Raw genomic sequence first — 15434 nt, 5'->3', positions numbered from 1 at the left:
TCATTCTCCTTGCAGAGTGCGGCTGACGGTGGCGTGATCGGGTAGCAGGACACCGATCCCGAGTGCGGTCTGGAACGCTGCGGCCTGCTGACCGAACGCGGGCCGGATCCGCAAATGTGCGCCGGTGGCCAGGTCGTCGGTGATCTCGCCACCAGCATGGAGCTCCTCGACGGACGCGGCGCTCACAGTGATCACCAGGTCGTAGTCGGTGACTCCCGCGCCGCGGGCCTGCTCTACGCGGGCTTGATTGGTGGCGGCCACCCTGAGGTTGGCGCGGGCCGTGGACAACCCACGCGTCGCGGTCACCTCACCGACCGCCGAGAGCATGTCGGCGTTCACACTCTCGGCAGCGTCGGCGGACGAGAGCGGCCGATGGGTCAATGCGACCCGCTTGCGACGGACATCCGCGCGGCCAGCGATGAGCGAACGCAGGACGGTTTCATCGAAGAATCCACGCGGCGGGTCCACCATCACCCAGGTACGCGAGTAGGCGCTGTCGTGGGAGTAGGTCTGTTTGTCCAGCTCGTCGGCGATCATCGGTCCGGCGTCGGTCCAATCGACTGTCTCTCCCGGTGGTGGCGCGCCGCGGTAGCGCATCAGCTTCTCCACTGCCATCTCGGTATCCCGGCGCGGGTCATAGCAGCGGCGCACGGTAGCCGCGATCTCGTGATCCGACATCGGTTCGGCGATCACCTGGCAGCGACTCAATTGCTCGCACAACTCCGGGAGCCGGCCGGCCAGCTCACCGACCATTACCATCGGGTCTTTGCGTTTGGCCTCGGTGTGGGCGTTGAAGGTGATCGCGATCCGGGCATGAAGCTGGTAGCCGGTGCGGTCGGCGGCCTGCCCGGCGCCGGCTTGGCGCAGCCACTCGCGCGCGTTGGCAGGTGCTGTGTCGCTCTGGATCCGCGCCATCTCGGTGTGTAGGCGGGCACCGGTTTCCGGGATGGTCTCCAGCACGGTCACCGTGGCGGCGATATCGCCCGGTTCGGCGATCTTGGCCAGGAACGCGCCCCATTCGGCGACCATGATGTTGATCATGTCCTGCTCCATGCCGGCCAGACCGCGAGGTGAGCAGCGTAGGACTGCGGTGTATTGGCTGGTGGAGTGCATCCGGATCATGCCGAAGCGGCGCCCGTACTTGTCGGTGCCCCACCACATTTCGGTGCCCGCGGCGATGCCGGGCAGCCGGGTTCGGCCGCCGGGTGCGTGCGAGAGAGGTCCGGCGCGAAGAATGTTGCGGCCGGATCGTTTCTGGCGCCGCCACGCCCATTCCAGCAGGAAGAACTCGTAGCCGGTCTTGCCGGTGAGTCGCAGGCTCAAAGGCAGCGCCGCCAAGACCGACAACAGTGACCAGCCCAGGCCGATAATGGGCATGCCGATCATCGAGATGATCACCCCGACCACGATCGAGGCGAAGATGCCGTAGAACACCTTGCGTGGCAAGCCGAAGGCGAAGGTGCGGCGCACTTCATGGCCGGCGCCGTAGGTGCGCCGCGCATTGGAGTCCAGCTGATTGCCCATCGTTGCCGCCGCCTTTCGCTACGTCGTGGATAGTTCGTGGTCCGACATCGGTGCGGCGATCACCTGGTAGCAGCCCAAGCGTTCACACAAAGCCGGTATGCGGCTGGCCAGCTCACCGATCATCACCGCCGGGTCGTCGATGCCTGGGGTAGTGCGGGCCTGCCAGGTGAGCGTGATGTGCGCGTCCCGGCCACGGTGCGGGCGCGCGGTTGCGATCGTGGCGAGGTCGCCGCTGGCGGCGGCCTCAGCGAGGAACTGGCCCCACCCGGGAACCGTGCCCTGCTCGATCGCGGCCAACGGGCCCGCCGTGCACCGCAGGATGGCGGTGAACTGCCCGAGCCTGCGATCACAGATCACCCCGAAGCGTCGACCTGCTGTGTCGGTGCCCCACCACATTTCGGTGCCCATCACCGGGTCCTGACCGCGCGGCCTCCCATCGCTGCTGGGCCGCGCCGTCTTCGCCTCCCGCTGGGTGTGCGGGGAGCGCAGCCGACTCCAGGCGAAGCGTGCAGGCCCGGGGCGACGTGGCCCGCGTAACCGCCAGGCGTGATGTGTCTTTGAGGGTTTTCGCTGTCCGGTCACGGTCGCCTTTCCTGATCAGAATTCGCCATCGGAGCGTCCACCCGAGGGCGGTACCGAGCCAGGCGGCCCCGGCGGGGGTGGCGGCACGTCCGGGGATCCGGTGCCGCGTTGAGCGCCGTCGGCAAGGATCTGGCCTGCCCCCTGGCCTGCGCCCTCCACCCGTTGCTTGATTTCGCCTGCGGCGGCCCCGATCGGCCCCGCCGCAGCACCAGCGGCTCCCGCGGCCGCGCCGCCGGACGATGCTGCACCGGAACCGGCCGCCCCGCCCCCGGAGGGGGCGGCACCGGCGGGTCCGGAGGACCCACCGGGCGGTGATGTCGAAGTGGGTGCGGCAACCGCGCCGGTGGGCGCGTCACTGTCGGAGCGACCACCGGACGCCGCCGGGTCCTGGCCGCCCTCACCAATCTTGGACGCACCGCCGGCGAATCCGCCCAGCAGCGGAGCGGCGCCGGAGGCCAGCAGCGCCCCGCTCATTACAGCCGCGCCGCTGCCGCCGGACACCTGGCCGGCCATCGGCACCATCAACCGCACCAATGCGGGCAGCGCCAGCGCCGAGAGAGTCAACAAGATCATTCCCGCCAGCGCGCCTTGGGCGTCCTCGGCGCCGAGGGTGAGTGAGAACGCCGTGCCGTAGATCAGCGCAGTCACCGGCGGGAACAGGAGGAACACTGCGGTCCAGGCGGTGAGCTTGTTGTAGGCCTGCTTACCCGCTTCGGTGCCGGAGAACGATGCCGCCAGTGGCAGTACTCCCAGCACCAGTTTGGACACCGCGATCTGGATCAGGATGAACACCATCTGGGCGATGACGCCACACACACCCATCACCGCGAACACGAACAACAGACCGGCGCCGAGCAGACTGCCCAACGTATTGATCTGGATGATCCGTTCGAGGGCTTGGCCGGGGTCGACCCCGCCGGCCATGGTTTCGAGCAGCCAGACCGAGGACGCCCGCATCGCATCGTCGGCCAGCACGATCAGCCCGACACCCATGCTGGAGACCACCACGGTGCGCACGACCATGGTGGCGGCCTCGGTCGCGTGCTGACTACGAAGCTGCGCGGAAGCCAGCGCTACGCGACCCACCGCGATCAGCACGCTCACGATGAACGCGCAGACCTGGAAGAACCGCAGGTACTCGTGGACGCTGCCCACCAGGTCCGAGGTGCCGTCCGAGCTGGTCGAGGAAGTGATCGGTGTGCGATACCACCATGAGAACATCAGAGCGATGCCCTTTTTCCAGCCGTCTGCAAACTCCTCGGCTGCCCGGCCCACCACGCCCTTGAGCGCTTCGCCAGCGGCTTCGCCCGGGTTGAGCGCCGCGGTGCCGACATCGCAGACACCCTCGACAACCGACCCGAGCGGACCGGGCACATTCTCGCCCCACTCCCGACAATCGGCATACATGTCGTCTTCGGTGGTGGGGTCACCGGGATCGGCGGGCCGCTGAGTGGTGCCGGGGTCTTCCCAGGGCAATCCGGGCTCCCAGGGCACTTGGGCCACGGCGACCGTCGGGAAGATCATGGTGGCCGCCAGGGCGGCGGCCACCATGATCAGCACCCGTCTCACCATTGGGTCCATCCGACCAGCGAAATCACCTTGCGCTGTGGGCTGGGCGTGCTCGGCGCCCTCAGCTTCCAGTCGCCGTCACGCCACACGACCTCGAGCGCCAACGTGCTGTAGATGCCGGGGTCCTTGGTCGGGACAGCGAATTGGAGTGCTGCGAACTCGTCCTGCCAGGCCGTCACCCGGAAGGCCGACGGCCGCGGAATTGTTGCGGGTCGGCTGGTGTAATCCCAGTCCTTGGTCGCCTTGAGCGCCTCGAGGTCCTCGGGGCTGCCGACCATCTGCCGGTCGGTGATCACATCGAAGTTGGTGCGGCTGGCCACGGCGCGCCAGAAGATTTGCAGCGCCGCGAGCGCGGCCCCCTGCGGGGTGCGGGTGTAGCCGGTGGCGGCTACACCGTCGATGCGGGCGGGGCCATCGCTGGTCGAGAACGGCAGCACCGACGGCTTGATCTCCTGCCACATCATCGCCTCGGGCGCAGGCACCGGCGCACAGTTGGGCGGCAATTCACACCGGTAGTCGGGCCGCGACACCGCCGACTGCGGAAGCGCCTGCCCCGCAGCATTGAACGGGTGCGCGACAGGCCGGCCCAGGCCGTCGGCCGACAGCGGCCCGAACCCGCCCTCCCTCGGAGGGGAAGGGGTGGGCCCCGGCGGCGTCGAGAGTGTGGATGTCGACTGTGGATCGGAGTGTTGGTTCCCGGTCAGGAGCCGTCCACCCAAGACTCCGGCGGCGGCCACCACCACGAAAACCACGAACCCGATGGCCAAGACGAGTGTGGTTCGGTTGCGTGTCCATCCTGTGCGTGTCTCGGAGCTGTTGTCGGTGTCGTCGGTCACGACGTGGTCTCCCTTCCCCAAGGTTCGGTCAGCGGTGAAATTCGGTGTACCTGTAGAGGTTTTCAAGCGCGACGGGGTCGGTGGGCACGCGGCCGTCTGGACCGGTGGCCACGGTGGCGGGAAGCTCGATTTTCCAGTCACCGGCGTGCCACACCATCCGCGTCGGCTGCGCCGACAGCTGCCCTGTCGGCATGCGGGTGGCCAGCCACACCGTCACCGCCGCGAGGCTCCAGCTCTCGAGGCGGAACCCGGCGTATTGGGCGGTCGCCCCGGGGTCGGCCGGCGCAGTGATCGAGGCCATGACCCGTTCGAGGGCGAAGCGGTCACGGCCGGGCCCGGCAACAGTGACCGCGGTGGTCACTGCGGGCCAGCTGTCGTCCGGAGCGAGGGATAGCCGCGCCTGGCCCTGCATCGCGGCCGCGACCGCGCCTTGCGGAGTGTGCTCGTAGCGTGCCGGTGCTGCACCGCTGGTGTCGGCGGGGCCCGCCGCAGTGTAGGGCACATACACGCCGCGGTAGAGCTGCCACGTCGCCCCAGGTGGCGGTGCCGAAATATCTATCACCACAGGGCCAGGATCGGTGTCGTCGCGTCCGCAGCCGGCGAGCGTGGCCACCACGATCACCGCGACGGCGAACAGTGTCCAATGAATCCTCATCGCCGTGATGTCCTCAATTCAGTAGGAGTACGCCCCAGGCGCTGGCGCTGCCGGAGACCAGAGAGCAGATCGCGACGGTGAGCACCCGGGAACTGGCCTGGTTCAACCCTTTCCCGGACTCGTAGTCGCGCGCGAATTCGATCCCGGCCCAGATACCGCTGGCGACGCAGGCCGCCAGCACCAGCCACAGCACATGGCCGAGCAGCGACAACACCGGCCCGCTGACCTCGGCAGGCGGCATGATCAGGGCATAGACCAGCACGGGATCGCTCATGAGAAGAACGACACCCACAGCGCAGCCGTGGTCGAAATTATCGCTCCGACCGCGCACGCGAGCGGGGCCATCTTCTGCCCCGGCGAGGCATGCCCTTCGCTGAAGGCGGCCGCGAACTTGAACCCGGAGAAGATCCCCAGCCCGGTCAGCGCGGCGGTGACCAGCCACAACACCACACCCAACAGCAACTGGATCTTCTCCGAACCCGGCGGCTGAACAGGCGTGACCGAGATCTGCTCTCCAGTTTGCTGGGCCACAACATCGAAGGCGGCAAGCGTGACGCTCATGGTCGATTCCCTTTCTTCATGGTCGTGAACGGTTTCGTGCGAGTCATCCGGCGATCGAGCGTCCGGTGGTGGGTGGCTGCTGTTGGCGCAGCTTGGTGAACGCGCCGCGCGCAGCGGCGAACAGGTTCTCGGCGAGGCCGGCGACCGGGGCAGGTGGAAACTTCGTGGCATCGCGGTCGCCGATGCGGCGCGGCTGATCCGGTGTCCATGCCGGCAGTTCGTGGGGTTCCAGCGAGCGCCAGGGCTCGATCCAGCCGAGCCGAAAAGGCTGCGCGCCCAGATCGCAGGCCAAGGCCTCGACGGTATCTCGGCGGGTAGCAGCCGACTTCGACAACGGCCGATCGGAATCGGCGACGATGAGTACACCGAGCACCCTCACCCCCGCAGGCGTCGCGCGGTGCGCGTGCGAGAGCAAGGCCTGATGCACCGCGGCCAGCCCCGACATATGCGTGCGGCCCACCACTACGACGAACGGAGAATCCAGGCCGCGGCCCAGGCCGATCAATCCCGGCCACCGCCGCGCAGCATCCCCCGCAAAACTCAACGACCGCGCCAGCACGGTGACACCCGCGCCACCATGCGCCCCGACCAGCCACAGCACCGGCGGTCGACCAACATGACCAGGCACCGGCTGGTTCCACAGAGGAACCGGCGGCCACGTCGAATCGCCCACCATCGCCGTCACCAACTCCGGTAGTCATCGACACGCCAGCCCTCGTTGCCCTCGACGACGAGAACGACCACCGTGAACGCCGGCAGCGACTCGACGCGACCGTCGGGCCAGCTCACCGTCTGGTGCACCGCGACCTTTCGCCGCGCCTGGCCTGGCTCCTCACCAGGTGGACGTTCAGCGCTGACGAACGTCGCCGCCTCGATCCGCGCGCCCCGCTGGGCCCAGGACGCCCACTGCACCGCCTCCCCTGGGGCAGGCGGCAACTGCGCGACCCTCGCGCGCATCGCCGGGCTCAACCAGCCCACGATGCGGCGCAACGAATCACCGGAGCGTTCCCGGCCGGGCCGCAGCGTGTAGAGCTCCCGCATAGCTCTCGCAGCCACAGCCTCGGGGCCCTCCCCCACCGCCGGCCCGGGCGCCGTCAGCGGCACGGCCGCGGCCGGTCGGGCAGGTGGCAAGGAAGGTAGTGGGGCGGGCGCGTTGTTGCTCCCGCATCCGGCGACCGTGCACGCCATCAGGCAGCCTGCTGCGCCGGACACGATGGTCAGGGCTCGTGTGCGCATCACATCACCCGCCGTGCCCGCATGCCTGGCTGAAAGTCGGCCTCGGTCACCGATTCCCCCGTCTGCGGGGCGTGGATCATCCGGCCCGGTGCGACCACGATCCCGACATGCCCCGGGCCCGCATCGCCCCAGGCGCCGAAGACCAGATCGCCGGGCTGAGCTTGCTCGATGGGGATCTCCACACCCACCGTCCATTGCTGTTCGCTGGTGCGCGGCAACGTCACCGAGCCGCCCGAGGCGGCATGGATCGCATACGAGGTCAGCCCGGAACAGTCGAACCCTCCCCCGGAGGGGCCGCTCGGTCCTCCCCCGCCCCAGACATAGGGTGTGTCCAGATATTCGCGGGCCGCGGCCACCGTCTGCTCGCTGCGCGGGCTACCGGGTGCCGGGACGAACCGGCCGCTGGCTCCCGCCGCCCGAAACTCCGGTTCGGCGGCCACGATCGCCTGCACATAGTTTTGCGTCTCCCGGTACGGAGGCACACCGCCGTACTCGAGCACCGCGCCCTCGCCGGCGTTGTAGGCCGCCAGCGCCAGGGTGACCATGTCACCGGATACTTTGCCCTGCCCTTTCCAGCCCTCGATCCGCTCTGCCAGCGCGCACATCAGGCGGCCTTGGCCGACGATCGCGTCCCCGTCGTCCCACACACTGGCCGCGCCGTTGCCGTCGGCGTCGATGACGTAGGGCTGTCCATCGGGGGCGAGTGAGGCTGCGGTCCCAGGAAGGAACTGCGCCAGACCCTGCGCCCCGGCCGGGGAGGTCAATTCGCGGCGAAACCCCGATTCCTGACGGCCTTGGGCTGCCAGCAGCGAGGAGCTGATCTGCGGACACAACGAACCCGCCCGCCGATACCACTGATCGAGTTCGGCCGGGACTTTGCCCTCGGCGAGCTGACCGCCCGGGGTCCCGAAACCCGGCGGGCAACTCGCAGGCGCGGAGGCACTCGGGTCCGCAACTGCCGGACCGGCGGTGGTGGCCGCACCGGACAACCACGACATCGGGTCTATCGGTTCCCCGCCGGCCAGGCGGCCACCGGGCACGACCTCGAAATGCAGGTGCGGACCGTTGGATTCGCCCGCGTTGCCGACCGCGCCGATCTGCTGGCCCGCCTCGACCTGCTTACCCACCGACACCCCGACGCCGTCGTCGAACATGTGCCCGTAGACGGTGGAAAACGGCTGGCCCTGGTCATCGACGGAATCGATCACGATCCAATTGCCGAAACCCGATGCGGGACCGGCTGCGACGACCCTTCCGGCGGCCGCGGCATAGATCGGGGTGCCGACCTCGGCGGCCAGATCCACCCCCTTGTGCATGCCGCCCCACCGCGGGCCGTACCCGCTCGACAACGTGTAGGTGCCCTCAGCCATCGGCACCACCCGCTGCCCACCACTTCCCGGCGCCATCGCCGGTGCGGGCACCGGCGTGGAAGAGGACGCCGCACCGGCCAGCACTGGCGGCGGAGTATCGCCGGGCATGCAGCCCGTCGAGGATTGCTCGGCGTCGTCGAACAGCACGAGCATCACCGCGGTCACCATCATCATCGCGACCCCACCGGCCGCCGCCGCGGACGCCGCGCCGCCGACACTCACGCCCGGTCCCGATGTCTGCCGCCGTCATCACTCATCACCTCGCCGATTCCCCATGACCTAGTTCGTCGGCACGACGGCCGGCCTCGACGTAGTGGGTGCCACCGTGGTCGGGCGGGTCGTGGTGGAGGTCGCGACGGCCTTCTCGCCGAGCGCATTGGCCAGCGCCGCGAACCAGTCGACGGTGTAGCGCGCCGGGGTCTGGCCGTCGACGCCGACCTGAGCGATGTCGTAGGAGGTGTGCTGAGCACCGGAATTCCAATACCGCAGATCGGTGGCCATCTTGACCAGGCCCGCGTTGTCGGTGACGTCCCTGGTGACCTCGTTGAAGATGTAGCGCACCCCCGCCGAGATCGTTGCCGGTGGGACCAGGTCGAGCACCGCACCGGCAAGCTTCATACCCAGATCGGCCACCGCAGCGGTCGGGTTGGTCATCCCGACCGCGACCAGAGAGGCGATGTTGGTCGGGGTCAAAATCTTGCGCGCCAGGGTAATCGCGGCATTGAACCCCATGACGCCGGTCTTGATCACCGCCCGGATGACGTCGGTATCGGCCTGGGTGGTCGCGGCCCGTGGATCGGAGTTCTGTGCCAGCCGGCCCAGAATCGTCGTGCCGGAGTTGTTGATCGAAAACCGGCCGTTGCTGAAGTTCACGTCGTTGTTGATAACCCCGGCCGCGGTCCGCAAGACCGAGCCGCCCAATGCCTCGGCGATATCGGCGACGGTCTGCAACGGGTCCTGCGCCGAGAAATGGATCTGGCCACCGAGATTGGCCACAGTGCGTGCCAGCGGAGCATCCGCCGGGGTTGAGCAGGCGATATCCCCGCCATTGCACCAGGAAGCCACCAGCCCGGTCAGGCGCCCATACCCGAGATACTTGCCGACCTTCGGCGCAAGCCCCGCGCCCGGGGCCGGAGCCGGATCGGCCAGCAGCAACTGCGACAGCACCGACTGCGGCACCCCCGCCGGCGCGGCCGGGGTGAGTCGCTGCCGCGTCCCAGGAAACACTGCGGCATCGTTCTCCCGGATCGGGGACGAAAACAGCGAGACCGCAGCGATCCGATCAGCCTTCACCGGCGAATTCAAATCACCATTGCCGATCATGCGCGCGATCTCATCAGCGATCTGAGCGCCCTGCGAATAGCCGATGATCGCGATCTTGGCGTCCGGGCAACGATCACCGTACTCAGCGATCGTGCGCAACCCCTCGGCCAGACCCGCAGTCATCGAATCGACATAAGGCTTGTTCGCGAACCCGAAATCCGCGGCGTAGGCCACGAGCTGCCGCGAGACGAAAGGCTGCGCAGCCTGAAGAAGCGGACGAGTCACCGCATCGCCGAGAAATCCGGAATCGACCGTGGGATTGGCCTGCTCCCCGGACTGGCCGGTGCCCTGAAAACCGACAACATGCAGCGGCGTGCACGGAATCGCCTGCCCCACCGGAGGTGGCGGTGCGGCGGGGGCGCTTGTCGGTTGGGCCACGGCGGGCGCGGAGCCGCAAACAACGGCGGCGGCCGCGGCCGCGGCGACCACGATCCGCGCCCACGTGGCATGCCGGTCGGGTGTGCTCATCGCAGTTCTCCCATCAAACGCAGATAGACCGCACGGTGTGGTCGGCGCCAGCAACCTTCGCGGCCGAGAGAAGCCGAGCCCTGTGATCTCTGCGTACTCGGAGGTGGACATCCCGCCAAAGCCGGACGGTCGGCGCCCGCGGGAAAGACGCCCGGCGGGCCTCAAGCCTGTTTGGCCGGGCGAGAGGTACAGGCAGTGTGGTTGCCGCGGTCATCGCTGACTGATCCGGGTGATCAGAATCTGACCGTCGCGGTTGGTGGTGGTCACGGTCTGTAGGTACAGCTGCGCTCGTTCACCTGGGCGGTGCTCCGACAGATCCACCGCCCAGGTGTCCGGGCCCAATGCGGTGATTCGGACGCAGTGGGTCGTGCCCTGGGGCACCGAGTCGATACCGGCCTGGATCACCCCGGCAGCGGGGACCGCAGCATCAGGTGTGGTGAACGCGCGCGCGGCCGTGCCGTTGCGCTCGATGTAGTAGGCATGCTCGAAACCCAGAATTGCCTCGGGTGCCCTATCGGTGCCGCCTCGCCCCGCGCCCAACACTGTGTCTCCGTCGATTCGGTCGGGGCAGTGCGGGGCTGCGGCCGGCGCCGGGGTAGCGGGGGCAAGCGAGACCTCGGCGGCGTCGGTACGTGGTTCCGCGGTATCACTGATCGACACGGCCAGCATGACCGCCACTCCCAGCCCTACGGCGCCGACTGCGCCGAGCAACGCACGGCGTCGGGACACCGGCCGCGCCCGCCTTGGTGCTTCGGCAGCTGGATCTACGAGTCGCCGATCCGCCAGTTCATCGATTCCCGCTCGGGCGCTCGCATCACCACGGCCCCCGACCACTGTCGGTGTCATCGTTGTCGGCGCATTGGGTGAGTGCGAATCGTCGAGAATGAGTGCGTCCCACCACTGCTCCACTTCATGGTGGGTGTCTCGGTTTGTGGCCATGGCTCCCACCTCGCTGCGCTGCCCGTCCATCAGCACGGCGGTGGTGCGGGTGCTGGCGGCGGCGGGGGCAGCAGCTGGGCCGCGGCACCGGCAAGTGCGTCGACGATCGGCGCGGCTGCCACCCGCACCGCATCGATGACCGGGGCGGCGGCCTGCACGATCGGCGCGGCCGCTGCTTCGACCGCGTCAACCGCCGGGGCCGCCGCCTCCACAATCGCGGGCAGCGGATCCGGCATCGGTGCGGGCGCGGGCTGTGTATTGAGCGCGGATTCATTGTGGCAGCCACATCCGGATTCGGCCGGGGCCGGGAGTGGGGCGCCGAACTCGTGCAGGGCGGGCGGGGGCGGTGCGGGTGTGGGGTCGGTGCTCGCGCCGAGCGCCGCAGCGAGTCCACCGCCTGCGGCTGCGCCGACCACGCCGCCGACCACGACACCCGGGATGCCCAGCAATGCACCCCCGACCGGGATTCCCACTGCAACCCCAAGCAGAGCTCCCGGCACCGCACCGACACCTCCGGCAAGCGAACCGACACCGGACCCGACGAGAGCGCCAGCACCGGCGCCGAGCAATGCACCGAGGGCGGTGGTGGGGACACCAACGAGCTCCGCGCCCACCAATCCACCGATCGCGCCGCCGGTCACCGTCGACAGCGCGCGGCGGTCGGACTCGCTGCGTGGGATGCCGAGGCCGTCGTAGCCGATGGCGATCTCAGTCTCGGCCCACCGCAACCACGCCTCGATATCCTCTTCGAGGTAGGGGTCGATGATGTCAGGAACCACGAACTCTACGTCGCCGGCGCGGATGGTGCGCGGGGCTGGCGGCGCCGGGGCAGGTGGCGACGCGGGCGCGGTCTGTTCCGGCCACGGTTCGGGTTCGGGTTCGGGTTCGGGTTCGGCAGGCCACTGCATAGCGGGGGTCGCAGACTGGACTTCCGGTGCAGCGGTCAAGATTTCTGCCTGATGCTCGGGAGCTGGCCGGTCGGGCACCGACGGCGGTGGCGGATCGGGTACCAGCACCGCGATGCCATGCTCCGGCGCCGCAGGCTCGGCTGGCGTGATCATCCCCGCCTGTGTCTCCGGCGTTACACCAGCCTGCCCCGGTTCGGCATGCGCGGTGGACACCATTGCCACGGCGACCGCCACCGGAAGTGCCCCAGTGACTACGGCGCGCTGCAAGCGGCGGCAAAAAGAATCGTCCATGGTGGTGATACCCCTCAATCGATCTGGAGGTCGAACCGAAACATCGAGGGGCCGCGGCAAATCGGGAGGCAGGATGTCAGCGCGTCGTCTCCTGCGCGCACCGTGTATCGCAACATCGACTAGGTTCGACGAACTGCGCACGGATCGGACTGTTGGCAACAGCCGAGCCAGCCGCAGTGCTACATCCGGATCCGTGAATGACAGGACTCCGGGAAACCCCAAGACGGAGCGCGATTTTAGCTTAAGGTTCACAGTCGGGCTTGGCAATCCCCCTGCACCACGTCGACGGCGCTCTCGTTGACGACACTGTCTGTCGAGCGTGATCGATTGCCCAGAGTTCCAATCGATACGGGGAGGGCGGCAGCCCCGTTCGTGTTGTGCTGTCATAGACGGGCATTCGGGGGATGCAACACCTGCCGGGGCGATGGATCTGGAACGTGGAGATCGAGGGCGTGGAGCTCGAGTAGCGCCTGCGGGGAGGGATCCCAGGCCAGCACCCGCCACTGCGCGTGGACCCTTGTCCAGGGCGATTTTTCATCGAACCGCAACCGCCAGCTGCCCCGTGCTGAGCCCACGCCGTCGAGCAGCGCGGCGCGGACAATCGACAGTTCGTTTAGGTCATGGGGGTGCACGTGGGGGATCTCGTTCATCCAGCGATCCAAGGGGGCCCGGCCTCGACGAACCCAGTCGTGCACCAGACCCGTGCGCACGTCCATCACACCGATCGCATGATCGGCAGGGGTGGGCATCGCATCGATCAATCGCATCGTGAACGCCGGCGCAGGTGCAGGGCGCGTCAGACTGACATCGGCAATCAACGCCGAGGCCCGTCGCTGCGACCCACTGCCTCGGCTTCGCGCCGTGATGTAGAGGGTCCGCCGGGTCTGTGACGATTCGCCAGTGGTCACCGCGAACCCGGCGTACAGGGCCGGCGGACTACCGGAATCGAACAGCCGCAACAGATCAGCACGGTTGTCCAGACCCTCGAGATGGCGAATGAGATCCGGTAGCGCCCGCTCGGCGGACACAGAGATACCCGTGTCGAGCAGCTGCTCGGCGACCGAAGAGGTGAGCGCGATCCCGGTGCCCGGCGTCTGCCACAGCAGAGTGCCTACCGCGGGGCGCTCCGGTGCGACCTGCGCTCTGGGCCCGGCCCAGACCTGGACCGCGAGCACCGACCCGTCCGGCCCGATCACCGGCACAGCGGTAATACGGATATGAGCACCCGACGGCGGGTAAGCGACCTTGACCTGAGGTTCGCCACTGTCCACGGCCGCGTCGACCACTGCGGGCAAATGCTCGGCGATCGCGCGACTCCCAGCGATCCGCGTACGCGTCAGGCGCGTATACCGCCGTGGATGCAGCCCTTCGGCGACCACACGACGTTCCTCACCCTTGCTGCCCAGCGCTTCAACCAACACCCAAGGACGCACAGCGCTGGTGTGCGGCGACCTGACCGGCTGAGCCGATTCGCCCACACCGCTGTCCTGCGCAGATTCTGTCATCGTATTCACCGTCCTCTGCGCCATGTAGGCATCCGGAACCAACGGCGACCGACAGCAGGGCGGGGCCTGCCGGCCTGCACGACCCCATCGCCCACCCGACCGCTCAAATCAGTCCAGGCGGTGCCGTCGGCGAGATCCGGCAGATAGACCGACGCCAGAATTTGCACGCGGTCACCGGCGAGCCGCTCGATCGACTCGGCGACGGCCAGAGCACGAGAGGCCACCTTCATCGAGCCGAGGGCCACCAGCACGATACTGTCGGCGCCGACCACAGCCGCCTCGACCGCCGAACGCTGCACGTCGCTCAATCCGAAGTGACGGGCGGCCACCACCTGCTCACCACACAACGCGGCCAGCAGCACCCCGCCCTCAGCCGGATCGAGGCCGCGTACCGCTGTCAACGCCGATTCCAACCTCGGCGGCGGCCCGGTCAACGACCGCTTCCTTCCCGGCTCGGACACAGCGCCCTTGTGGCGTCACCAGCGCAGAGGGCGAGCAGCTCAGAAAGACGAATGGCCTGACCACGCCCGCTCGTATGGACCAGGGGGGTCTCGCCTGCGGTGTGCGGCTCAGAGCTGTCCATCGCTCATCCCTCCGTTTCCGGCGCGGCGATGCAACTCCCGGGACCACCGCGCCAAGGGCTCCGTGCTTTCGTTGACGGCGATCGATTCGGTCAGCTCACCTCGGCGGCGGTGTGCCTTGGCGATATCGTCCATCGCGGCAACGATTTGGATCAGCAACAGCAACGATTCGCGCGTGGGATCGCCCTGCGCGCTGATCTCGAGGTGTGCCAGCCCGCTGGCGACCGTGCCGCACGTCGAGGGGGCATCGATGGGCGAGCGTCCGGCGCGAACGTCGGTCTGTGCCGACCGTGCCAGCTCCAGCGCCGCGGCCTGCAATGCCCGCGCTGGTTCGGTGCCCTGTTGTCGAATCGCCCAGAGGGCCAGAACACCTGCCACGCGTCCGGACGCCCACGCCCACGGAGTGCGCTGGGAAACATCGAGCGAGCGCAGATAGTCGTTGAATGTGCCCGCGTCCTCGAACATCCGCCGCCAGACCACCTGATCCCGCAGGACCATGACCTCGCGGTCGAGGAGCCCTGCCTTCCGCAACCCCCGCCACTCCCTCGTAGCCTGTTGCCGCGCCTGCACGTTCTTGGCCCAGTCGTCACGCAGCACCGAAAGCGCCAGATCGGCATCGAGGTCGGTACCGTGGTGAGTTCGCCCAGATCCGGGTGTCGCCTCCAACGCGTAGCGACTCACCACGGCGCGGTCGTGATGGTAGCTCGCCGGCCACATCGTCACTCCAACGCGGCGTACTCGGCGAACGAACTCGGCCTCGGTGAGGCTGACAGTTGCCGCAGCACGCACCAAGAGCCGCAACCGGTCCCGCTCCAGAACGACCTCGCCACCGCAACTGGCCATCGAGGCGAGCACCGGCCTCGATGGCCTGCGGTTGATCGGCGCGGCCGCCGCGCTTCGGTCGGCAGGCCCAGTCGGTGCGGGTGAGGGCTGCTGATTCGGATCATTCATGGCGTCTGCCTTTCTTGCCCCGGGATCGACTCAGCTGCCCTGTCCGCGGCCCCGGGAGCCGTGAGTGGCGCTGACACTGATCGGCTACAACTGCCGGCGGCTGCCACACCAGTGTCGAAACCTCCGTGTCGAGGA

General features: G+C 68.4%; 16 protein-coding genes. All 16 read right to left on the bottom strand.

Annotated elements, in window-relative coordinates:
• Window positions 1–1524, bottom strand: coding sequence for an SCO6880 family protein (locus tag ON22_RS33745; RefSeq protein ID WP_033247152.1), 1524 nt, complete (start codon window positions 1522–1524; stop codon window positions 1–3).
• A gap of 18 nt (window positions 1525–1542) precedes the next feature.
• Window positions 1543–1932 (bottom strand): hypothetical protein, encoded by a 390-nt coding sequence (locus tag ON22_RS33740; RefSeq protein WP_033247153.1) that lies wholly within the window; start codon window positions 1930–1932, stop codon window positions 1543–1545.
• A 189-nt stretch (window positions 1933–2121) separates the two neighbouring features.
• Entirely contained in the window at window positions 2122–3678 is a 1557-nt protein-coding gene (locus ON22_RS33735) for a hypothetical protein (protein WP_156052436.1), read from the bottom strand.
• Window positions 3672–4511 carry a DUF8175 domain-containg protein gene (locus tag ON22_RS35135; RefSeq protein WP_051158431.1) on the bottom strand — a complete coding sequence of 280 codons (840 nt, stop codon included), beginning with the start codon at window positions 4509–4511 and terminating at the stop codon, window positions 3672–3674. Before ON22_RS35135 ends, ON22_RS33735 begins: the two co-directional genes overlap by 7 nt.
• Window positions 4512–4539: 28 nt before the next feature.
• A complete protein-coding gene (locus ON22_RS35130; protein ID WP_051158430.1) occupies window positions 4540–5166 on the bottom strand; it encodes a DUF8175 domain-containg protein in 627 nt (208 codons plus the stop codon).
• Window positions 5167–5179: 13 nt separating this feature from the next.
• On the bottom strand, window positions 5180–5440 hold the full coding sequence (locus ON22_RS33720) for a hypothetical protein (protein WP_033247155.1): 261 nt from the start codon (window positions 5438–5440) through the stop codon (window positions 5180–5182).
• On the bottom strand, window positions 5437–5727 hold the full coding sequence (locus ON22_RS33715; protein ID WP_033247156.1) for a hypothetical protein: 291 nt from the start codon (window positions 5725–5727) through the stop codon (window positions 5437–5439). The genes ON22_RS33720 and ON22_RS33715 overlap by 4 nt, the downstream gene beginning before the upstream one ends.
• A 43-nt stretch (window positions 5728–5770) precedes the next feature.
• Window positions 5771–6355 (bottom strand): hypothetical protein, encoded by a 585-nt coding sequence (locus ON22_RS33710; protein WP_156052437.1) that lies wholly within the window; start codon window positions 6353–6355, stop codon window positions 5771–5773.
• A 53-nt stretch (window positions 6356–6408) separates the two neighbouring features.
• Window positions 6409–6963 carry a hypothetical protein gene (locus ON22_RS33705; protein WP_156052438.1) on the bottom strand — a complete coding sequence of 185 codons (555 nt, stop codon included), beginning with the start codon at window positions 6961–6963 and terminating at the stop codon, window positions 6409–6411.
• Window positions 6963–8507, bottom strand: coding sequence for a peptidoglycan DD-metalloendopeptidase family protein (locus ON22_RS33700; protein ID WP_051158455.1), 1545 nt, complete (start codon window positions 8505–8507; stop codon window positions 6963–6965). The genes ON22_RS33705 and ON22_RS33700 overlap by 1 nt, the downstream gene beginning before the upstream one ends.
• Before the next feature lie 105 nt (window positions 8508–8612).
• Complete coding sequence (locus tag ON22_RS33695; protein ID WP_157170460.1) at window positions 8613–10085, bottom strand: cutinase family protein; 1473 nt, start codon at window positions 10083–10085, stop codon at window positions 8613–8615.
• A gap of 249 nt (window positions 10086–10334) precedes the next feature.
• On the bottom strand, window positions 10335–11063 hold the full coding sequence (locus ON22_RS37105) for a DUF8176 domain-containing protein (RefSeq protein WP_156052440.1): 729 nt from the start codon (window positions 11061–11063) through the stop codon (window positions 10335–10337).
• 29 nt (window positions 11064–11092) lie between these two features.
• Window positions 11093–12010 (bottom strand): hypothetical protein, encoded by a 918-nt coding sequence (locus ON22_RS35125; protein WP_156052441.1) that lies wholly within the window; start codon window positions 12008–12010, stop codon window positions 11093–11095.
• 635 nt (window positions 12011–12645) lie between these two features.
• Window positions 12646–13767, bottom strand: coding sequence for a GAF domain-containing protein (locus ON22_RS33680; RefSeq protein WP_156052442.1), 1122 nt, complete (start codon window positions 13765–13767; stop codon window positions 12646–12648).
• 5 nt (window positions 13768–13772) lie between these two features.
• Window positions 13773–14201, bottom strand: a complete 429-nt coding sequence (locus ON22_RS33675) for a hypothetical protein (protein ID WP_156052443.1) — start codon at window positions 14199–14201, stop codon at window positions 13773–13775.
• Window positions 14202–14336: 135 nt separating this feature from the next.
• Complete coding sequence (locus ON22_RS33670) at window positions 14337–15299, bottom strand: hypothetical protein (protein ID WP_156052444.1); 963 nt, start codon at window positions 15297–15299, stop codon at window positions 14337–14339.
• Between the last annotated feature and the right edge of the window lie 135 nt (window positions 15300–15434).

This window comes from Nocardia carnea NBRC 14403 (assembly GCF_000308515.1).
Taxonomy (GTDB): domain Bacteria; phylum Actinomycetota; class Actinomycetes; order Mycobacteriales; family Mycobacteriaceae; genus Nocardia; species Nocardia carnea.
This window is presented reverse-complemented; position numbering and strand designations above follow the sequence as displayed.